Origin of the sequence: Streptomyces sp. TSRI0107, assembly GCF_001905845.1 — a bacterium.
Taxonomy (GTDB): Bacteria; Actinomycetota; Actinomycetes; order Streptomycetales; family Streptomycetaceae; genus Streptomyces.
Genome location: NZ_LIVZ01000008.1, coordinates 164823 through 185908, shown reverse-complemented (window position 1 = coordinate 185908; position 21086 = coordinate 164823). Strand labels below are relative to the sequence as shown.

General features: G+C 72.4%; 15 protein-coding genes and 1 pseudogene. 8 read left to right on the top strand and 8 right to left on the bottom strand.

The features are described 5' to 3' along the window. Positions 1 to 79: 79 nt before the first annotated feature. The 7 genes and pseudogenes from AMK31_RS23390 to AMK31_RS23360 all read right to left on the bottom strand — a co-directional run bounded on the left by AMK31_RS23390 (position 80) and on the right by AMK31_RS23360 (position 9110). Complete coding sequence (locus AMK31_RS23390) at positions 80 to 1003, bottom strand: S66 peptidase family protein (RefSeq protein ID WP_073942575.1); 924 nt, start codon at positions 1001 to 1003, stop codon at positions 80 to 82. Positions 1004 to 1022: 19 nt separating this feature from the next. Further along, on the bottom strand, positions 1023 to 3002 hold the full coding sequence (locus tag AMK31_RS23385; RefSeq protein ID WP_073942574.1) for a dipeptidyl-peptidase 5: 1980 nt from the start codon (positions 3000 to 3002) through the stop codon (positions 1023 to 1025). Positions 3003 to 3019: 17 nt separating this feature from the next. Continuing rightward, the gene (locus AMK31_RS23380; protein WP_073942573.1) at positions 3020 to 4324 is read right to left on the bottom strand and encodes a M20/M25/M40 family metallo-hydrolase; all 1305 of its coding nucleotides are present in this window, start codon (positions 4322 to 4324) and stop codon (positions 3020 to 3022) included. Beyond that, positions 4317 to 5150: a M55 family metallopeptidase gene (locus AMK31_RS23375; protein ID WP_073942743.1), complete on the bottom strand. Its 834-nt coding sequence runs from the start codon at positions 5148 to 5150 to the stop codon at positions 4317 to 4319. The genes AMK31_RS23380 and AMK31_RS23375 overlap by 8 nt, the downstream gene beginning before the upstream one ends. A 131-nt stretch (positions 5151 to 5281) precedes the next feature. Beyond that, positions 5282 to 5917: pseudogene (locus AMK31_RS23370) on the bottom strand (PAS domain-containing protein); the annotation flags it as partial. 196 nt (positions 5918 to 6113) lie between these two features. Next, positions 6114 to 8516, bottom strand: a complete 2403-nt coding sequence (locus tag AMK31_RS23365) for an MFS transporter (RefSeq protein WP_073942571.1) — start codon at positions 8514 to 8516, stop codon at positions 6114 to 6116. Positions 8517 to 8666: 150 nt separating this feature from the next. Continuing rightward, positions 8667 to 9110, bottom strand: a complete 444-nt coding sequence (locus AMK31_RS23360) for an SRPBCC family protein (RefSeq protein WP_073942570.1) — start codon at positions 9108 to 9110, stop codon at positions 8667 to 8669. Positions 9111 to 9255: 145 nt separating this feature from the next. Here AMK31_RS23360 and AMK31_RS23355 point away from each other — a divergent pair, with 145 nt between their 5' ends. From AMK31_RS23355 to AMK31_RS23345, 3 genes are all read left to right on the top strand, one after another. Further along, positions 9256 to 10296: an Rv2578c family radical SAM protein gene (locus AMK31_RS23355; RefSeq protein ID WP_073942569.1), complete on the top strand. Its 1041-nt coding sequence runs from the start codon at positions 9256 to 9258 to the stop codon at positions 10294 to 10296. A 146-nt stretch (positions 10297 to 10442) separates the two neighbouring features. Beyond that, a complete protein-coding gene (locus AMK31_RS23350; RefSeq protein ID WP_073942742.1) occupies positions 10443 to 12014 on the top strand; it encodes an alpha/beta hydrolase in 1572 nt (523 codons plus the stop codon). 107 nt (positions 12015 to 12121) lie between these two features. Then, on the top strand, positions 12122 to 12520 hold the full coding sequence (locus tag AMK31_RS23345) for a RidA family protein (protein WP_073942568.1): 399 nt from the start codon (positions 12122 to 12124) through the stop codon (positions 12518 to 12520). A gap of 54 nt (positions 12521 to 12574) precedes the next feature. Here the strand turns inward: AMK31_RS23345 and AMK31_RS23340 are convergent, their stop codons facing one another. Next, the gene (locus AMK31_RS23340) at positions 12575 to 13159 is read right to left on the bottom strand and encodes an adenylosuccinate lyase (RefSeq protein ID WP_073942567.1); all 585 of its coding nucleotides are present in this window, start codon (positions 13157 to 13159) and stop codon (positions 12575 to 12577) included. 373 nt (positions 13160 to 13532) lie between these two features. On the opposite strand from AMK31_RS23340, the gene AMK31_RS23335 reads away from it, so the two are divergent. From AMK31_RS23335 to AMK31_RS23315, 5 genes are all read left to right on the top strand, one after another. Further along, positions 13533 to 15341, top strand: a complete 1809-nt coding sequence (locus AMK31_RS23335) for a 3-hydroxyacyl-CoA dehydrogenase family protein (protein ID WP_073942566.1) — start codon at positions 13533 to 13535, stop codon at positions 15339 to 15341. Positions 15342 to 15501: 160 nt separating this feature from the next. Next, positions 15502 to 16311 (top strand): TetR family transcriptional regulator, encoded by an 810-nt coding sequence (locus AMK31_RS23330; RefSeq protein ID WP_198948556.1) that lies wholly within the window; start codon positions 15502 to 15504, stop codon positions 16309 to 16311. Positions 16312 to 16743: 432 nt separating this feature from the next. Continuing rightward, positions 16744 to 18081, top strand: coding sequence for a crotonyl-CoA carboxylase/reductase (ccrA, locus tag AMK31_RS23325; RefSeq protein WP_198948562.1), 1338 nt, complete (start codon positions 16744 to 16746; stop codon positions 18079 to 18081). 18 nt (positions 18082 to 18099) lie between these two features. Continuing rightward, positions 18100 to 20127: a protein meaA gene (locus AMK31_RS23320; RefSeq protein ID WP_073942563.1), complete on the top strand. Its 2028-nt coding sequence runs from the start codon at positions 18100 to 18102 to the stop codon at positions 20125 to 20127. Beyond that, positions 20124 to 21083, top strand: coding sequence for an HpcH/HpaI aldolase/citrate lyase family protein (locus AMK31_RS23315; protein ID WP_073942562.1), 960 nt, complete (start codon positions 20124 to 20126; stop codon positions 21081 to 21083). The genes AMK31_RS23320 and AMK31_RS23315 overlap by 4 nt, the downstream gene beginning before the upstream one ends. The last annotated feature ends 3 nt before the right edge of the window (positions 21084 to 21086 follow it).

Here is a 21086-nt window from a genome sequence, read left to right as displayed (position 1 = left end):
TGACACGTGTCAGGGAAGGTCAATCACCCGGATGAGGGTTTCTTGACGGAAATTCAACTGACTGATGGCGAGCGTGCGTTCAGCTCAACGCGGGTTCGTCCAGCGTCAAGGTCCCCGCGTCCGCGTCGAGTTCCGCCCGTATTCCGAACGGGATCGTCAACGCCCCGGCGCAGTGGCCGAATCCGAACTCCTCCACCACCGGCACCCCGAGCGGGCCGAGCCGTTCGGTGAGCAGGGCGCGCACCCGGTCGTAGGGATCGCACTCCTCCCACGAGCCGAGCAGCACCCCGCGCACCCCGTCGAGCCAGCCGGCCCGCAGGAGCTGGGTGAGATAGCGGTCCAGGCGGTACGTCTCCTCCCCCACGTCCTCCAGACAGAGCAGCCCTCCGGACGCGCCGGGCCGGGCGTGCGGGTGGCCGAGTTCGGCGGCGAGCAGGCACAGGCAGCCGCCGAGGACGACGCCGCGCGCCCGGCCCGGCAGCAGGGCGCGGCCCCCGGACGCGATGGTGCGGACGGTCTCCGGCGCGAACAGGGTGGCCCTCAGGTGTTCCTGGGCGCGGTCGTTCTTGACGAAGTCGATCCCGGCGGCCATCGGCCCGTGCAGGGTGACCAGGCCCAGCCGGGTGGCGAACGCCTCGTGCAGCGCGGTGACGTCGCTGAAGCCGACCAGTACCTTCGGGCCCGCGGCGCGCAGCGCGTCCCAGTCGAGCAGGTCGGCCATGCGCTGCGCGCCGTAACCGCCGCGGGCGCACAGCACCGCCGCCACCGACGGGTCGCACCAGGCGGCCTGGAAGTCGGCGGCCCGGTCGGCGTCGGTGCCCGCGAGGTAGGGGAACTCGTGGTGCCGGCCGAGGACGTGCGGTGCCACCACCGGGTCGAGGTCCCAGCCGCGCAGCACGTCGAGCCCGGCCTGCAGCCGCTCCTCGGGCACGGGCCCGCTGGGCGCGACGACCGCGACCCGGGCGCCGGGGGCGAGCCGGGGCGGGCGGACGAGTTCCTTCACCTGATCGACTCCGCTTCCGTCACTTGGTCAGCTCCAGCCGGGGCACGCCCGGCGGTGGCCGCAGCCCGAAGACCTGCGCGTACAGGGACAGTTCCGCCTCCAGGGCGCGGACCATGGTCTCCGCCCGGCGGAACCCGTGGCCCTCGCCCTCGAAGGCGAGGTAGGCGTGCGGCACCCGGCGTCCGTCCAGCCGGGCCAGGAACCGCTCGCACTGCACGGGCGGACAGATCACGTCGTCCAGTCCCTGGAGCAGCAGAAACGGTACGGCAATCCGGTCGGCGCGAGTCACCGGCGAGCGCTCGGCGTACCGTGCGGGCACCTCGGCGAACGGCCCGACCAGGCTCTCCAGGTAGCGGGACTCGAAGTCGTGGGTCTCCCCCGACGCCCAGCCGGCGAGGTCGAGGACGGGATAGCTGATCGTGCCGCAGGCGTAGACGTCGCCGGCGGCCAGGGAGGCGGCGGCCGTCCAGCCGCCCGCGCTGCCGCCCCGGATCGCCAGCCGCGCCCGGTCCGCGGTGCCCTCGTCGGCGAGGGCGAGCGCGACGGCCGCGCAGTCCTCGACGTCAACCACCCCCCACTGCTCGCGCAGCTGCTCCCGGTAGGCGCGCCCGTAGCCGCTGGAGCCGCCGTAGTCGACCTCGGCGACGCCGATGCCGCGCGTGGTGAAGTAGGCGATGGCGAGGTCGAGGACGAGCGGGGCGCGGTCGGTGGGCCCGCCGTGCGCCCACACGACGTACGGCGGCAGCTCCTGGGCGGGGGCGGTGCAGACCGGATGGTGCGGGGGGTAGACGCGGGCGTGGATCTCGCGGCCGTCGGGGCCGGTGAAGGTGCGGATCTGCGGCTCGGGGTAGTAGGCGGGGTCGACGGCGTCGTCGTGCGCGGCGGCGACGACCCGGGCGCGGCCGGTCCGGGTGTTGAGCTCGACCACCTCGTAGGCGCTGCGCGGGCTGGCTCCGACGGCGACGACGCGCTCGCCGTGGACGGCGAGGGTGGGCGCGAACTCGGTCCACGGGCCGGCGGCGTCGACGAGTTCGCCGGATTCGGGATCCAGTATGCCGAGTGCGGTCGACCCGCGACCGTGTACCGCGGCGATCAGCCCGTTGTCCAGCGGGGCGAACCAGTGGTGTCCTACCTTCCACAGCGGGCCGCCGAACTCCTCCTCGCGCGGGCACAGGGCGGTCGGCTCGTCGTCGCGGTCCAGGTGCCACCGGTAGAGGTTCCACCAGCCCGTACGGTCGCTTGTATACAGAAGACTGCCGTCCGTCGACCAGTCGGCCTGCGCGATGGACTCCTCCGGTCCGCCGGCCACCGTCCGCGCGTCCCGCAGCCGTCCGTCGTCCCCGACATCGGCGACGCGCAGTTCCGTCCCGTCCCACGGCATCCGCGGATGGTCCCAGCCGAGCCAGGCCACGCGCCGCCCGCCGGGCGCGAGCCGCGGCCCGGTGACGAACCGGTGCCCGCCGTCGCTGAGTTCCCGCACGGCGTCCCGGTCCTCGGCGGCGGAGCCGTCCAGCGGTACGGCGGCGAGCACCCGGCGGACGTCGCCGGGCCCCTCGCCGGTGAACTCCTCCAGGACGCACCACACCTCGCCGCGGTCGGCCCGCACCAGCGGATCCGCCCAGCGCAGCCCGCCGCCCACCGCCGACACCGGCGTCAGCGGACGCGGGGCGCCGCCGCCGGGCTCGTACCGGTACAGCCGCTGGTCGGCGAAGTGCGCGAACACCACCAGCGGCCGGCCGTCGACGACCGCGCCCGCCCAGGGCCGCCCGCCGTACTCCCACACCCTGCTGCGCACGTTCCACGGCGCGGGCAGCACCGCCTCCTCCCCGCCGTCCGGGAGCCGGCGCACCAGGGCGCGCCGTCCGCCCTCGGCGGGCCGCGGCTCGGTCCACCACACCTCGTCGCCGACGAATCCGACGTACTCGGGACGGCCGTCGTGGGCGGCGGCGACGGCCGCTTCGATCGGCGAGGGCCACGAGCCGTAGGGCAGGGTGTGCACCTGTCTCCCCCGTCCGCCTAGGCCGTCCGCAGGAAGCGGTCGAGGACGCGCACCCCGAAGTGCAGCGCCTCCACCGGCACCCGCTCGTCGACGCCGTGGAACATGGCCTGGTAGTCGTAGCCCTCGGGCAGCTTCAGCGGGGTGAAGCCGTAGCCGGTGATGCCGAGCCGGGAGAACTGCTTGGCGTCGGTGCCGCCCGACATGCAGTACGGCACGACATGTCCCTCCGGCGCGAACTCCTCGACGGCCGCGCGCAGTCCGGCGTACGTCGCCGAGTCCACCGGCGCCTGGAGGGCGACCTCGTGGTGGTGGAACTCCCAGTCCACGTCCGGCCCGGTGAGCAGGTCCAGGGTGGTGCGGAACTCCTCCTCGCCGCCGGGCAGATACCGCCCGTCGACGTACGCCACCGCCTCGCCCGGAACGACGTTGATCTTGTAACCGGCGTCCAGCATCGTCGGGTTGGCGCTGTTGCGCACGGTCGCCTCGACCAGCTTGGCCGTCGGCCCGAGCTTCTCCAGCAGCCGGTCCACGTCGCCGAGGTCGGTGTCGATGCCGTAGAGGGCGGCGAGTTCGGTGAGCGCGGCCCGCACGGTCGGGGTGAGCCGCAGCGGCCACTCGTGGGCGCCGATCCGGGTGATCGCGGCGGCCAGCCGCGTGACCGCGTTCTCCCGGTTCACCTTGGAGCCGTGCCCGGCACGGCCGCGCGCGGTGAGCTTGAGCCAGGCGGTGCCGCGTTCGCCGGCGGCGATCGGGTAGATCTGGCGGCCGAGGCCGTCGTGGAAGGTGAACGCGCCGGACTCGCTGATGCCCTCGGTGCAGCCCTCGAACAGCTCCGGGTGCGTGTCGGCGAGAAACCCGGAGCCGTCCTCGGCGCTGGCCTCCTCGTCGGCGGTGAACGCGATCACGATGTCGCGGCGGGGCCGCACCCCCGCGCGGGCCCAGGCCCGGACGACGGCGAGGATCATCGCGTCCATGTTCTTCATGTCGACCGCGCCCCGGCCCCAGACGACCCCGTCGCGGACCTCCCCGGAGAACGGGTGCACACTCCAGTCGGCGGCCTCGGCGGGGACGACGTCCAGGTGACCGTGCAAGAGCAGCGCGTCGGCGGACGGGTCGGTGCCCTCGACGCGGGCGACGACGTTGGTCCGGCCCGGGGTGCGTTCCAGGAGGACGGGGGCGAGTCCGGCCTCGGCGAGCCGCGCGGCCGCGTACTCGGCGGCGGGCCGCTCCCGGCAGTCGCCGCCGCCCCGGTTGGTGGTGTCGAGGCGGATGAGGTCGGAGGTGAACTCGACGACCTCGTCCATCGCGAGCCGGTCAGCCATACTGCTCCTCCACGGCGGCCGAGACGACGGTGGTGACCGCCTTGAAGGTGCGGATCGTCTCGTACATGGTCGGACTGGTGTACGCCACCTTGCGTTCCCCGATGCGGTCGACACCCGGCACGACCGTGGCCGCCGACGACAGGTGCTCGGCGTCGAACTCGACGGCGACTGTATACGGTCCACCGACGACCGGATCCCGTCTCCCGGCGAGCGCCACCGCCTGCTTCGCCGCCGCCCGGATGTCGGCGGCGGTCCTGGCCGGCGTCCGGCACACGGCCGCGTACCGCGACACATGGTCCTTCACCGCGACCTTCAGCGCCTCGGGCGCGTACCCGAGCGCGTCCTCGCACGCCACGTCGTCGCCGGTGACCAGCACCACCGGGACGCCGTACTCGGCGACCACGTGCGCGTTGAGCAGGCCCTCGCTGGCCCGGACGTCGTCGAGCCAGACGCCGGTGATGGAGTTGGCGAGATAGGTGTGGGCGAGGACGCCCTCCATGCCGGCGCCCGCGTGGTAGCCGACGAACGCGATGCCGTCGACGTCGCCGTGCTGCACGCCCTCCACCATGGACAGCGCCTTGTGCCGCCCGGTCAGCATCTCGACCCGTTCGTCGAGCTGTTCCAGGAGCAGGTTGCGCATGGTCCAGTGCGCCTCGTTGACCAGCACCTGGTCCGCGCCGCCGTCGAAGAAGCCCAGCGCGGCGGCCTGGACGTCCGAGGTGAACATCGACCGGCACCGCTCCCACTGCGGTGTCCCCGGCAGGACGTCGGCCGGCCAGGTGACGCCGGTGGCGCCCTCCATGTCGGCGCTGATGAGGATCTTCACCATGCTCCCAACTCCGCCGTTCGCGGCCGCGGATCTTTGTCCGCCTCACGTTACGCGCGGCCCGGACCGCAGACCAGAACATGCGCGCGCCGGCCGCCGTCGTGGCGCCCCGGCGTCCCCGTCCCTCAGGCCGGGACGACCGGCACCCGGTCGTGCCCGCCGAACTCCAGGACCGGGTAGCCCAGTTCGAGGGCCTGGGCGACGATCCAGGCGCTGTCGGCGATGCTCATGCCGGGCAGGAGCGCGGGGAGCCTGCGGGCCAGTTCCAGGGCGGCGGGGACGTCGGTGCGCGGGGTGAAACCGGGCGCGACGCGCTCGACGGCCAGGACGTCACCGGGCTCCCCGGCAGGGGCGCGCTCCCCGTGCTCCCGCGGGCGCAGGGCCGCCGCGTCGACGGCGAGCACCAGCAGCCGTTCGGGGCCGGGTCCGGCCAGCGGGTAGGCCCACCACAGCACGGCGACGCGGTCGCCGGTGGGCACGGTGAGGCGGGCGCGGCCCGCGGCCGGGTGACGGGACGCGGGGGCCTCGTCCGGCGCGAGTGCGCCCGTGACGGGCAGCAGGTCGATCGCCGGGCGGCCGAGCGCGGCCTCCTCGGCTGCGCCGAAGAGCCGTCGCGCGCCGCCGCTCCAGTGGGACACCAGTCCCTCGCGGTCGACGACCGCCACGGCGAGCGGAACACGTCCTGGCGCGGCCGGGTCCGTGACCGCGATCGTCCCGGCCTCGTGGCCGCCAGGCGCCCCGGCCCCCCGGTCGGTGCCATGATCCATGGCCCAGGCCCTCTCTCCCCACGGCTGCGGATGATCTGTGCCCCCGGTTCACCACCGTACGGCGACGGCCGCCGGTAAGGGGAGCCGACACGGGAATTGCCGTCACCGGCCGCGCCCGCCCGCATCCGCCCGCACCGGCCGCGCGGCCCGCACCGGCGCGTACGCCCGCGCGGCGGCGGCGCCGCGGGCCGGTTCGTCAGTCCTCGTGCCCGAGCAGGAGATCGCGTTCCGTGCGCCCGCCGCCCGCCACCTGGAGCACGGTGGCAACGGGCGGGTAGCCGGCCGCGATGACGGTGTACTCGCCGGAGGACAGGTCGACGAAGCGGAAGGTGCCGTCGACGCCGGTGGTCATGGTGTCGACGACGTTGCCCGCCGCGTCCAGCAGCGTCACCCGCGCGTCCTCGACGGGCCGTCCGCCACCGGCCCGCACGGTGCCGCGCAGTACGGCGCCGCCCGCGAGTTCGATGTCCTGGCGGGTCTCGCGGGAGGCCTGGACGGTGACGGGCAGCGCGGCCGGGCGGAACGCGGGGGCGCTGGCGGCGAGGGTGTACTCGCCGGCGACCAGGTCGGTGATGACGTATCCGCCCTCGCGTCCGCTGCGGGTGCTGGCGACGACCTCCCCGTGGACGTTGGTGAGGGTGACGGTGGCGTCGCGCACCGGGGTGCCGTCGGCGGTGACGACCGTGCCCGCGAGGCGTCCGGCGCCGCCGAGGACGACGTCCAGCTCGACGGGTCGCTCGCCGACGGTCACGGAGACGGCCTGCGGCTGGTGGCCGCCCGCGGCGGCGATCAGCACGTACGCGCCGGAGCCCGGGGTGGCCAGCGCGTACCGCCCGTCGTCGCCGCTGGCGCCCCGCCCGATCTGCTGTCCGGCGACGTCGATGAGCGTGAGCGCCGCGCGGGGGACGACGGTCCCGTCGGGGTGCTGCACCGTGCCGCAGACCGGGATGCCCGCGGCGTACGCCGTGCGGGCGTGCGGGATCGGGGCGGGTGCCGGCGCGGGCACCGGCGTCTCCGGGGCGGTGGTGGGGGCGTTGTGGGACACCAGGGGTTTCTCCTTGAGGAAGAAGGCGATGAGCAGGCCGAGGACGAGCACCGGCACGAGGTAGAGGAAGATCCTCGGCATGGCGTCGGCGTAGGCCTGGATGTAGCCGTCGCGCAGCTCCGCGGGGAGCGCGTGGACCAGTTCGGGGGTCAGGGCCTGCGGGTCCGGGAGTCCGGCGCTCGTCCGCGCGGGGAGGTGGTCGCCGAGGGAGTCGGTGAGCCGGTCGGCGAAGAGGGTGCCGAAGATCGCGGCGCCGACACTGCCGCCGATCTGCCGGAAGTAGTTGTTGGCGCTGGTGGCGGTGCCGAGGTCGGCGGGGCGCACGGAGTTCTGCACGGCGAGGATCAGCACCGGCATCACCAGGCCGATGCCGGCGCCGAGGACGGCCATCCAGACGCTGTAGTGCAGCCGGGGTGTGTCGGTCTCCAGGCGGGAGAGCAGCCACATGCCGACGGCGGACAGGACGCTGCCGAGGACGGGGTAGATCTTGTACCGGCCGGTGTGGCTGATGAGCTGCCCGGAGACGATGGAGGCACCGACGATGCCGCCGGTCATCGGCAGCATGAGCAGTCCGGACTCGGTGGCGCTGGCCCCGTCCACCATCTGCAGGTAGGTCGGCAGATAGCTCGCGGCGCCGAACAGGGCGACGCCGACGACGAGGCCGACCAGGCCGGTGATGTTGAAGACGGAGTCCCTGAACAGCCGCAGCGGGATGAGGGGTTCGGCGGCGAAGCGCTCGGCGACGAGGAAGAGGAGGGTGGCGGCGACGGCGCCCGCGCCGAGGCCGAGGATGACGCGCGAGTCCCAGGCGTACTCGGTGCCGCCCCAACTGGTCAGCAGGACCAGGCAGGTGGAGGCGGCGGCGAGCAGGGTCGCGCCGAGGACGTCGAGGCGGGCCTTGACGGCGGGCTTGGGCAGTTCGAGGACGACGGCGACGACGGCCATGGTGACCAGGCCGAAGGGCACGTTGACGTAGAAGCACCAGCGCCAGGAGAGGTGGTCGGTGAAGTAGCCGCCGAGCAGTGGTCCCGCCACCGAGGCGAGTCCGAAGGCGGCGCCGATCAGGCCCATGAACCGGCCGCGCTGCCGGGGCGGCACGATGTCCGCGATGATCGCCTGGACGCCGATCATCAGTCCGCCCGCGCCGACGCCCTGCACCGCGCGGTAGGCGATCAGCTGGTCCATGGTCTGGGCGCGGCCGGCGAGCGCGGAGCCGGCGACGAAGACGACGATGGCGAACTGGAAGACGCCCTTGCGGCCGAGGAGGTCGCCGAGCTTGCCATAGACCGGCAGGCCGACGGTGGCGGTGAGCAGGTAGGCGGTGATCGTCCAGGACATCTTGTCCAGGCCGTGCAGCTCGCCGACGATCCGGGGCAGCGCGGTGGCGACGATCATCTGCTCCAGGGCGGCGAGGAGCAGCGCCAGCATCAGCGCGAAGAAGACCAGCCGCACCCGGCGGGGGCCGAGTCCGGCGGCCGGGGCGGCGGGGGACGCGGGGAGCCGCGGGGGCGCGGCCGCCACCGGTTCGTCCTGTACCAGAGTGCTCCCGCCCACGTGCCGCTCCCCTCGTCGCACTGCCACACAATTGCCGCTTAAAGCGACAACTACGAGCAAGCGCGACGAGTTACGGCGTAAAGCCGGTCGACAGGAAGGACCACTCGATCCGGTGAGGGCATCAACGCCCTTGGGAGCGTGGGCTCTTGGCTACTTCTCGACCTCGGCGGCGAGCCTGGCGAGCACCGCGTCGTAGATCCGGCCGAGGCCCTTGGGGGCGAAGGTCTTCTCGAAGAAGCCGCCGATGCCGCCGGCGCCGTTCCACACGGTGGTCACGACGACCCGGGCCTTGCCCTCGCCGGCGGGGGTGACGCGCCAGGTGGTGACCATGGAGGAGTTGCGGTCCTTCTCGACCAGCTCGCCGTCGGTGGGCTCGCTGACCTCGAGGAGGCAGTCGCGCACGCGCTTGCTGGTGGCCTGGAGCTTCCAGTGGACGAGGGTGCCCTCACCGTCGCCGCCCTCGCGCACCTCGTACTCGCTGAAGTGCTCGGGCAGCAGCTTCGCGCGCGTGCCGCCGTAGTCGGCGAGGGTGTCGAACACCGTCTCCGGGTCCGCCGCGACGACCCGCTCGGTAGTGGCCTCGACCTGCGCCATTGCGTTCCTCCAGCACCTGGGTTCTCGGGGTTGGGGCAAGCCAACCACCCCGGCACCCGGCCGCCAAATCGGGGGTCCGGGCTCGTCCGCACGATCATGGGAACAGATGTTCTATTCTATGGCCGAGCACTACCGAGGAGGCGTCATGCGCTGGGAGAACCTCTCCGCCGAGCCCGACGACCACGGCCGGACCGATCCCGCGCTGTTCGGCGCGGACGCGGTGATCACTCGTACGTTCGACACCCCGGAGTTCCGCGGCATCACCTTCCACGAGGTGCGGGCCCGCTCGATCCTCAACCGGGTGCCCGGCGCCTCCCGCATGCCGTTCGAGTGGACGGTCAACCCCTACCGGGGCTGCACGCACGCGTGCGTCTACTGTTTCGCCCGCAAGACGCACAGCTACCTGGACCTCGACACCGGCCTCGGCTTCGACTCGCAGATCGTGGTCAAGGTGAACGCGCCGGAACTGCTGCGCCGCCAGCTCGGCTCGCGCCGCTGGCAGGGGGAGCACATCGCGATGGGCACCAACGTCGACTGCTACCAGCGCGCGGAGGGCCGCTACCGGCTGATGCCCGGCATCATCGCCGCCCTGCGCGACCACGCGAACCCCTTCTCGATCCTGACCAAGGGCACCCTGATCCTGCGCGACCTGGACCTGCTGACCGACGCCGCGCGGGTGACGGACGTCGGCATCTCCGTCTCGGTCGGCTTCACCGACACCGAGCTGTGGCGCACCGTGGAACCGGGCACCCCGGCGCCCGAGCGGCGCCTGGACGTCGTACGGACCCTCGGGGACCACGGGATCGGCTGCGGGGTGCTGATGGCACCGGTGATCCCGTTCCTGAGCGACCACCCCGCCCAACTGCGCGCCACGGTGCGGGCGATCGCGGCCTCCGGGGCCACCTCGGTCACCCCGCTGACGCTGCATCTGCGGCCCGGCGCGCGGGAGTGGTTCATGGCCTGGCTGGAGCGCGAGCATCCGCATCTGGTGCGCCGGTACGAGCGGCTGTACGCGGACGGCGCCTACGCCCCGAAGTGGTACCAGCGCCGGATCACGCGTCAGGTGCACGAACTCGCCCAGGAGTACGGCATCGGACCGGCCCGCGCGGGGATGCCGCGGCGGATCCGGGAGCCCGAGCCGGCCCCGCCGACGGCGCCGGAGCCGACCCAACTCTCGCTCATCTGAGAGGCATTCGAGGGCATCCAGCGACCCAATCGGGTCAAGCATGGCCAGAACATGTTCTTTCGGGTGCGCTCCCCGGGACGATGCGGCGAGGACCGTGATCCTCGCGGTCCCCCAGCCCTCCGTCCCGGGAGGACCCCATGCACTCCTTGAGAACACGCGCGGCCGTGCTCTGCGGCGCCGCCGTCGCCCTGGCCGGAACGGTCACGGCCGCTCCCGCGCAGGCGAGCGCGCCCCGCGCGGACACCGCTCCCGCCACCGAGCTCACCTGGACGAAGTGCGGCACCAAGAAGTACCCGGCGCTCCAGTGCGCGTCCCTGAAGGTGCCGCTCGACCACACGAAGCCGCGCGGGCGGCAGATCACCCTGGCGCTGTCCCGGGTGCCGCACACCGCGAAGACGTACCAGGGGCCGCTCCTGGTCAACCCCGGCGGGCCCGGCGGCAGCGGCCTGACCCTCGCCGGGTTCGTCGCCTCCACGCTGCCGGAGGAGGTCGCCGCCCAGTACGACGTGATCGGCTTCGATCCGCGCGGGGTCGGCAAGAGCGAGCCCGCACTGGACTGCCGGCCGGGGTACTTCACCCCCGCGCGGCCCGACTCGGTGCCGGGCACGCCCGCCGTGGAGCGGGCCAACCTGGCGCGCGCGAAGGCGTTCGCGGAGGCCTGCGGCGAGAAGCACGCCGACCTGCTGCCGTACATCGACACGGTCAGCACCGCGCGGGACATGGACCGCATCCGCCGGGCCCTGGGCGCCCGGCGGATCAACTACTTCGGCTACTCGTACGGCACCTACCTCGGCGCCGTCTACGCCAAGCTGCACCCGCAGCGGGTGCGCCGCGCGGTCCTCGACTCGGTCGTCGACCCGGCCGGCGTCTGGTACGAGGCGAACCTCGCCCAGGACGTCGCCTTCGACGAGCGCCACCGCGCGTTCATGGCGTGGGTCGCCCGGCACCACGACACCTACGGGCTCGGCACGGACCCGGAGCAGGTGGAGGCCGCCTGGTACGCGATGCGGGCGGAGCTGGCGAGGAAGCCGGCGGGCGGCACGGTCGGGGCGGCCGAGCTGGAGGACACCTTCCTGCCGGGCGCCTACTACAACGGCTACTGGCCGTACCTCGCCGAGGCCTTCTCCGCGTATGCCGTCGACAAGGACACGGGACCGCTCGTCGAGGTGTACGAGGACTACGGCGCGGTGGACGCGGCCGGCGACAACAACTACGGCGTCTACACCGCGGTGCAGTGCCGGGACGCCAGGTGGCCGCGCGACTGGGAGCGGTGGCGCGCGGACAACTGGGAGGTGTTCGCGAAGGCGCCGTTCATGACCTGGAACAACGCCTGGTACAACGCGCCGTGCGCGTTCTGGCCGGCCCGGAGCCGGCACCCGCTGCCCGTCGCGAACCGCCTTCTGCCGCCGGTGCTGCTGTTCCAGGCGACCGGGGACGCGGCCACCCCGTACCCGGGCGCCGAGCGGGTCCACCGGCTGCTGCGCGGCTCAAGCCTGGTCGTCGAGGAGGGCGGCGGCAACCACGGCGTCACGCTGAGCGGCAACGCGTGCCTTGACGGGCACCTGACGGCGTATCTGAGGGACGGCACGGTGCCGCGCGGCGACGGCGGCGTGGACGCGGTGTGCGCGGCGCAGCCGGATCCGAAGCCGCTGAGCGGGAAGTCGGTCGCCCCGACGCGGGGGGCGACCCTGCACGGGCTGCTCGGCTTCCGCGACTGACGGGACCGGCCGAACCTACCGGCCCCACCGACCGGCCCCACCGACCGGGCGGCCCGACCGGACGGCCCGTCGGGGGCGTTGTCAGACCCGTGGTCCACCATGGACCCATGACCGAGCTGACCAGGATCCCCGCCCCCGACGGTGTCGCCCCCGCCGCGCAGTACTCCCATGTCGTGATGGGCACCGGCCGCTTCGTGGCGATATCGGGTCAGCTGCCGCTCGACGAGTCCGGCGCCCTGGTCGGCCGGGACGACCCGTCCGCCCAGGCCCACCAGGTCTTCGCCAACCTGCGCCGCTGCCTGACCGCGGCGGGCGCCACGTGGGACGACGTCGTCAAGCTCACCTACTACGTCACCGACGTCTCCCACCTGCCCGCGATCCGCGCCGCCCGCGCCGCCCACCTCGCCGACGACCGGCTCCCCGCCGCCTCCGCCGTCCAGGTCGCCGCCCTGGTCCGCCCCGAGTTCCTGATGGAGGTCGAGGCGTTCGCGGTGGTCGCGCCGTAAGGGCCGCGCGGGCGGCGGACGGCCTGCGCGGAACGGGCTGGTCGGGCCGCCGGTTCAGCGCTGTTTCGGGATGCGCGCCAGGGCCCGTACCGCCGCCTCGGCCAGGGTCGGGTGGGCCAGCGCCTCGTTGAGGACGGTCCGGGCCCGCGGGTCGGCCAGCGTGCCGAGGCCCTCCACGCAGGCGAGGGCGACGCGGCGGTAGGGGTCGTGGGGGCGCAGCCGGCGTTGCAGGGTGGTGATGAGGGCGGGGACGGATTCCGGGGCCCGCAGTTCCACCAGCAGGCGGACCGGGTGCAGGGCGTAGGCCACGCGCAGTTCGTTGGTGGCGAGGGCGGCCGCCGCGCGGGCCGTGCGGGGATCGCCGAGGCGGGCGAGGGCGTGCGCGGCGGCGGCGCAGCGGGGCGGGTCCCGGTGGTTGAGGAGGAGGACCAGGGCTTCGAAGGCGCGGCGGTCGCCGCCGAGGCCGAGCCGGAACGCGGCGAGTTCCCTGGCCCACAGCGGCTGTCCGGGGGCTGTCAGGACCTCCGCCAGTTCGTCCTGGTCCTCGGTCGCCAGCAGATGCTCGTACGCCGCCGAGGCTCCCGACTCCTGCCGTAAGCGCTCGGTGAGCGCTCGTGACGCTTCGTCCCTCACATCCATGAGGTGAGGGTAGGGGTGATCGGCGCGGCGAGGGACCTACATCACAAAGGCGGGGGGCTGGCGCGCTCGTTACCCGCAAGTTAAGCTCAGACGAGCGAGTTACCCACTCGCACCCCCTCTCGACGGTCTGGTGACGCGGCCGCCGGGAGGTGCAGTCGGTTCGGTACGTCTCTCGTACCAGGTACGACTCGGCCACGGGACAGGGCCGGTCGGTTCACCGCCGCTCGGCGGACGTGTGCGCGTCCGCTTCGACCGGCACCGGGCGTGTGCGCTCGCAGCCCGGACAACACCCGCATCTCCGCACGCACCCGGTGCGCCCCTCGGCGCACCCGGGCGTGTTTCCCGTCGTCACCCTCATTTCTGGAGTCCCGCGATGGCCGCTCCCCTGTCCGACAGTTCTTCCCTGTCCCCGCTTAGGACCGTCGCCGTCGTCGGCCTCGGCACCATGGGCACCGGCATCGCCGAGGTGCTCGCCAAGGCCGGCCGCACGGTCGTCGGCATCGACGTCAGCGAGGCCCAGGCCGCGCGCTGCGTCGCCGCCCTGGAGGCCTCCACCGCCCGCGCCGTGGAGCGCGGCAAGCTCACCGAGCAGGAGCGCGCCGACGCTCTCGCCCGGGTCCGCACCGCCACCGACCTGCGGGCCGCGGCCGAGGCCGACCTCGTCATCGAGGTGGCTCCGGAGTCGTACGAGATCAAGCAGCAGATCTTCCGGGAGCTCGACGGTGTCGTGCGGCCCGAGACGATCCTCGCGACCGGCACCAACGCCCTCTCCGTGACCCGGCTGGCCGCCGAGTCGGCCCGCCCGGAGCGCGTCCTCGGCCTGCACTTCTTCAACCCGGCGCCGGCGATGAAGCTGGTCGAGGTGGTCTCCTCGGTGCTGACCGCGCCGACGGTCGTCACCGCGGTCACCCAGCTCGCGTACGAGCTCGGCAAGGAGCCCGTCGCGGTCGGCGACCGTCCCGGCTTCGTCGCCGACGGCCTGCTGTTCGGCTACCTGAACCAGGCCGCCGCGATGTACGAGGCGAAGTACGCCTCCCGCGAGGACATCGACGCCGCGATGCGGCTGGGCTGCGGCCTGCCCATGGGCCCGCTCGCGCTGCTCGACCTGATCGGCATCGACACCGCCCGCACGGTCCTGGACGCGATGTACACCGAGTCCGGCGACCGTCTGCACGCCCCTGCGCCGATCCTGAAGCAGCTCAGCGAGGCGGGCCTGACCGGCCGCAAGGCGGGCCGCGGCTTCTACACCTACGAGGCGCCGGGCAGCGCCGACGTCGTGCGGGACGCGCTGACCCCGCTCTCCGGCGACCTGCGGACCCCCGGCCGCCCGGTCCGCTCGGTCGGTGTGGCCGGCTCCGGCACGATGGCGTCCGGCATCGCCGAGGTGTTCGCCAAGGCCGGCTACGAGGTGGTCCTCGCCGCCCGCAGCGAGGAGAAGGCCGAGACCGCCAAGGCCCGCATCGGCAAGTCGCTGGCGCGGTCCGTCGACAAGGGCCGGATGACCGCGGAGGCGGCCGCCGAGACCCTGGGGCGGATCACCCCGGCGGGCTCCTACGACGCCTTCGCGGACGTCGACCTGGCCGTCGAGGCGGTCGCGGAGGACCTGGAGATCAAGCGGCAGCTGTTCGCCACGCTGGACAAGGTCTGCAAGCCGGGCGCGGTCCTCGCCACCACCACCTCCTCGCTGCCCGTCGTCGCCTGCGCCCGCGCCACCTCGCGCCCGCAGGACGTGATCGGCATGCACTTCTTCAACCCGGCGCCGGCGATGAAGCTGGTCGAGGTCGTCCGCACGGTGCTGACCTCCGACGACGTGCACGCGACGGTCCGCGAGGTCTGCGGGAAGATCCGCAAGCACGCCGTGGACTGCGGCGACCGCGCCGGGTTCATCGTGAACGCGCTGCTCTTCCCGTACCTGAACAACGCGATCAAGATGGTCCAGGACCACTACGCCTCGCTGGACGACATCGACGCCGCGATGAAGCTGGGCGGCGGCTACCCGATGGGCCCCTTCGAGCTGCTGGACGTCGTCGGACTGGACGTCTCGCTGGCCATCGAGCGGGTCCTGCACCGCGAGTTCCGCGACCCGGGGCTCGCGCCCGCACCGCTCCTCGAGCACCTGGTGGCCGCGGGCTGCCTCGGCCGCAAGACCGGCCGCGGCTTCCGCGAATATGCCCGGCGCTGAGCGGCCCGGCGACTGGTTCCGGGCGGGCACCGAGTGGGGCGGACTGCTCGAGCCGGGGCGGCTCGTCCACCCCGGCGCCTCCCGGACTCCCCCACCCTCCGAGGGCGGGGGAAACCCCGGACCTGCGCAAAAGGCCGCGCGGATGCAGTACGTTCGGGTCATGTCCCAGCCCGCCAAGTCCTCCCGTACACCAGCCACGCCCGACGCGCCGGAAAGTGCCGCAGGCGGTCGCGCCGCCGCCCAGCGGCTGAAAATGCGCCGAGAACTGGCGGCCGCGGCGATGGAGCTGTTCGCGACCAAGGGGTACGAGGCGACCACCGTCGACGAGATCGCGGCCGCGGCCGGGGTCGCCCGCCGCACCTTCTTCCGCCACTTCCGCTCCAAGGAAGAGGCGATCTTCCCGGACCACGACGACACCCTGATCCGCGCCGAGGCCGTGCTCAACGCGGCCCCCGCGCACGAGCATCCGCTCGACACGGTGTGCCGCGGCATCAAGGAAGTGATGAAGATGTACGCGGCCCGGCCGGAGATCTCGGTCGCCCGCTACAAGCTCACGCGCGAGGTGCCCACCCTGCGCGAGGCGGAGATCGCGTCGGTGGCCCGCTACGAACGCCTCTTCACCCGTTATCTCCTCGGCCACTTCGACGAGCACGCGCACGACGACGACGCCAACGACGACCCGCTGCTGGCGGAGGTCGCCGCGTCCGCCGTGGTCACCGCCCACAACCACGTGCTGCGGCGCTGGCTGCGGGCCGGCGGCCAGGGCGACGTGGAGTCCCAGCTCGACCACGCCTTCGCGATCGTCCGCAAGACCTTCGGCTCCGGGATCATGGCGGGCCGCACCACCGCCCCGAGGCCGCCCGCGGCGACGGCGTCCGCGCAGGGCGAGGTGCTGGTGACGGTGGCCCGCACGGACGCCCCGCTGGACGAGGTCATGCGCACCATCGAGGAGGCGCTGAAGGAGCGCTGACCGCCCCGCGCAGATGTGACAACGGCCACCCCGCGGCCACCCCACGGGGTGGCCGTTTTGGCATGTCAGAGGCCCTTTTCCACCGGCTTTCAAGCGGCATTCGATCGATCATCGCTCATTTGTAACGTAAAGATTTCATCTGGGCGCAAGTTCTGGCACCCAGTGCCTTGTCACGTGACACGGCGTGCCATACGTTGATGTTGTCCGGGCGGTCCGGAGCACACCGATCCACCGTGCGACGACTGTCCCCGCGAGCCCCGAGGCCCGCGCGCCCGGACGCCTGCGTCACAGGCACCCTCCCGCGCCACAAAGCGCTGCCGAAGCACCATCACCGCCGAACCGACGGCACCCACCCTCACCCCTCAGCAGCACCGACGTAACCCTCAGCGCCCCTCCCTCAGGGCGCTCATCGCCGGAGGCAACACCGTGACCGTGAAGGACATCCTGGACGCGATCCAGTCGCCCGAATCCACCTCGGCCGACTTCGCCGCTCTGCCGCTGCCCGAGTCGTACCGGGCCATCACCGTCCACAAGGACGAGACGGAGATGTTCGCGGGCCTCGCCACCCGCGACAAGGACCCCCGCAAGTCGCTGCACCTGGACGAGGTGCCGCTGCCCGAGCTGGGCCCGGGCGAGGCCCTGGTGGCCGTCATGGCCTCCTCGGTCAACTACAACTCCGTGTGGACCTCGATCTTCGAGCCGCTGTCCACCTTCGGGTTCCTGGAGCGCTACGGCCGCACCAACGAGCTGGCCAAGCGCCACGACCTGCCGTACCACATCATCGGCTCCGACCTCGCGGGCGTCGTGCTGCGCACCGGCCCGGGCGTCAACGCCTGGCAGCCGGGCGACGAGGTCGTCGCGCACTGCCTGTCCGTCGAGCTGGAGTCCAGCGACGGCCACAACGACACCATGCTCGACCCCGAGCAGCGCATCTGGGGCTTCGAGACCAACTTCGGCGGCCTCGCCGAGATCGCCCTGGTCAAGTCCAACCAGCTGATGCCGAAGCCCGGCCACCTCAGCTGGGAGGAGGCCGCGGCCCCCGGCCTGGTGAACTCCACCGCCTACCGCCAGCTGGTCTCCCGCAACGGCGCCGGAATGAAGCAGGGCGACAACGTCCTGATCTGGGGCGCGAGCGGCGGCCTCGGCTCGTACGCCACCCAGTTCGCCCTGGCCGGCGGCGCCAACCCGATCTGTGTCGTCTCCAGCGAGCAGAAGGCGGACATCTGCCGCTCGATGGGCGCCGAGGCGATCATCGACCGCAGCGCCGAGGGCTACAAGTTCTGGAAGGACGAGCGCACCCAGGACCCGAAGGAGTGGAAGCGCTTCGGCAAGCGCATCCGCGAACTCACCGGCGGCGAGGACATCGACATCGTCTTCGAGCACCCGGGCCGCGAGACCTTCGGCGCGTCCGTCTACGTCACCCGCAAGGGCGGCACCATCACCACCTGCGCCTCGACCTCGGGCTACATGCACGAGTACGACAACCGCTACCTGTGGATGTCGCTGAAGCGGATCATCGGCTCGCACTTCGCGAACTACCGCGAGGCCTGGGAGGCCAACCGCCTCATCGCCAAGGGCAAGATCCACCCGACGCTGTCGAAGGTGTACTCCCTGGAGGAGACCGGCCAGGCCGCCCACGACGTCCACCGCAACGCGCACCAGGGCAAGGTCGGCGTGCTGTGCCTGGCCCCCGAGGAGGGCCTGGGCGTGCGCGACCCGGAGATGCGCGCCAAGCACATCGACGCCATCAACCGCTTCCGCAACATCTGAGGACACCCGAGGTCATAGATGACTGAGCGTCAGAAGGACCGGCCGTGGCTCATGCGCACGTACGCCGGTCACTCCACGGCCGAGGCGTCCAACGAGCTGTACCGGCGCAACCTCGCCAAGGGCCAGACCGGCCTGTCGGTGGCGTTCGACCTGCCGACCCAGACCGGCTACGACTCCGACCACATCCTCGCCCGCGGCGAGGTCGGCCGGGTCGGGGTTCCGGTCGCGCACCTCGGTGACATGCGCCGGCTGTTCCAGGACATCCCCCTGGAGCAGATGAACACCTCGATGACCATCAACGCCACGGCCATGTGGCTGCTGGCGCTCTACCAGGTCGTCGCGGAGGAGCAGGGCGCGGACATCACCAAGCTCCAGGGCACGACCCAGAACGACATCGTCAAGGAGTACCTGTCCCGGGGGACGCACGTCTTCCCGCCGGGGCCCTCGCTCCGCCTGACGACGGACATGATCGCGTACACGGTGTCCCACATGCCGAAGTGGAACCCGATCAACATCTGCAGCTACCACCTGCAGGAGGCGGGCGCCACACCGGTGCAGGAGATCGCGTACGCGATGTCCACCGCGATCGCCGTCCTGGACGCGGTGCGCGACTCCGGCCAGGTGCCGCAGGAGCGCATGGGCGACGTCGTCGCGCGCATCTCCTTCTTCGTCAACGCGGGTGTCCGCTTCATCGAGGAGATGTGCAAGATGCGGGCGTTCGGCCGCATCTGGGACAAGATCACACGTGAGCGGTACGGCATCGAGAACCCCAAGCAGCGCCGCTTCCGCTACGGCGTCCAGGTCAACTCCCTCGGCCTGACCGAGGCGCAGCCGGAGAACAACGTCCAGCGCATCGTGCTGGAGATGCTGGCGGTGACGCTGTCCAAGGACGCCCGCGCCCGCGCCGTCCAGCTCCCCGCCTGGAACGAGGCGCTGGGCCTGCCCCGCCCCTGGGACCAGCAGTGGTCGCTGCGCATCCAGCAGGTGCTCGCCTACGAGAGCGACCTGCTGGAGTACGAGGACATCTTCGAGGGCTCGAAGGTGATCGAGGCGAAGGTGGAGGAGCTGGTCGCCGCCTCCCTCGCGGAGATCGACCGCATCCAGGAGATGGGCGGCGCGATGGCCGCCGTCGAGTCCGGCTACCTCAAGTCGCAGCTCGTCTCCTCGCACGCCGAGCGGCGCGCGCGGATCGAGTCCGGCCAGGAGAAGATCGTCGGCGTCAACGCCTTCGAGTCGACCGAGCCGAACCCGCTGACCGCCGACCTCGACACGGCGATCCAGACGGTCGACCCGGCCGTCGAGGCCCGCGTCATCGCGTCCCTGCAGCACTGGCGGGACACGCGGTACCAGCCGCCGTTCAACCACCCGCGCCCCTGCAAGGCGCTGGAGCGGCTGAAGGAGGCCGCGAAGGGCACCGACAACCTCATGGAGGCCACCCTGGAGTGCGCCCGCGCCGGCGTCACGACCGGCGAGTGGGCCGGGGCCCTGCGCGAGGTGTTCGGCGAGTTCCGGGCGCCCACGGGCGTGTCGTCGGCGCCGGTGGCCATCCCCGCCGAGGAGGGCTCCAAGCTGGCCGAGGTGCGCCGCAACGTGGAGCTGACCGCCCAGGAGATGGGCGTCGGCAAGCTGCGCTTCCTGGTCGGCAAGCCGGGCCTGGACGGCCACTCCAACGGCGCCGAGCAGATCGCGGTGCGGGCCCGTGACGCGGGCTTCGAGGTGGTCTACCAGGGCATCCGGCTCACGCCGGAGCAGATCGTGGACGCCGCCCTCGCCGAGGACGTGCACGCGGTCGGCCTGTCGATCCTCTCCGGGTCCCACGCGCAGCTGGTGCCGGACGTGCTGGACCGGCTCCGTGTGGCCGGTGCCACAGATATACCCGTGATCGCAGGTGGCATCATCCCGAACGGTGACGCCGAACAGCTGCGTGCCGCCGGAGTCGCCGCGGTCTTCACCCCGAAGGACTTCGACATCACCGGGATCATCGGCCGCATCGTCGACGAGATCCGGAAAGCGAACAAGCTCGACCCCCTGGAGGTCCCCGCATGACCGTCAACCGTCTGCGTCCCCGCCGTTCCTGCCTGGCGGTGCCGGGAAGCAACCCGCGCTTCCTGGAGAAGGCGCAGGGCCTCCCGGCGGACCAGGTCTTCCTCGACCTGGAGGACGCGTGCGCGCCGCTCGCCAAGCCCGAGGCGCGGCACACCATCGTGAAGTTCCTGAACGAGGGCGACTGGACCGGCAAGACACGCGTGGTGCGCGTCAACGACTGGACGACCGAGTGGACGTACCGTGACGTCGTCACGGTCGTCGAGGGCGCCGGCCAGAACCTCGACTGCATCATGCTGCCGAAGGTCCAGGACGCCCAGCAGATCGTCGCGCTGGACCTGCTGCTGACGCAGATCGAGAAGACGATGGGCTTCGAGGTCGGCAAGATCGGCATCGAGGCGCAGATCGAGAACGCGCAGGGCCTGAACAACGTCAACGAGATCGCGCAGGCCTCGCAGCGCGTCGAGACGATCATCTTCGGCCCGGCCGACTTCATGGCGTCGATCAACATGAAGTCGCTGGTCGTGGGCGAGCAGCCGCCCGGCTACCCGGCGGACGCCTACCACTACATCCTGATGAAGATCCTGATGGCCGCCCGCGCCAACAACCTCCAGGCGATCGACGGCCCCTACCTGCAGATCCGCAACGTCGAGGGCTACCGCGAGGTCGCGCAGCGCGCCGCCGCGCTCGGCTTCGACGGCAAGTGGGTGCTGCACCCGGGCCAGGTCGAGGCGTCCAACGAGATCTTCTCGCCGTCGCAGGAGGACTTCGACCACGCCGAGCTGATCCTGGACGCGTACGACTACTACACGTCCGAGGCGGGCGGCAAGAAGGGCTCCGCGATGCTCGGCGACGAGATGATCGACGAGGCCAGCCGCAAGATGGCCCTGGTCATCTCCGGCAAGGGACGCGCCGCCGGCATGCAGCGCACCAGCAAGTTCGAGATCCCGGAGGCGTGACGG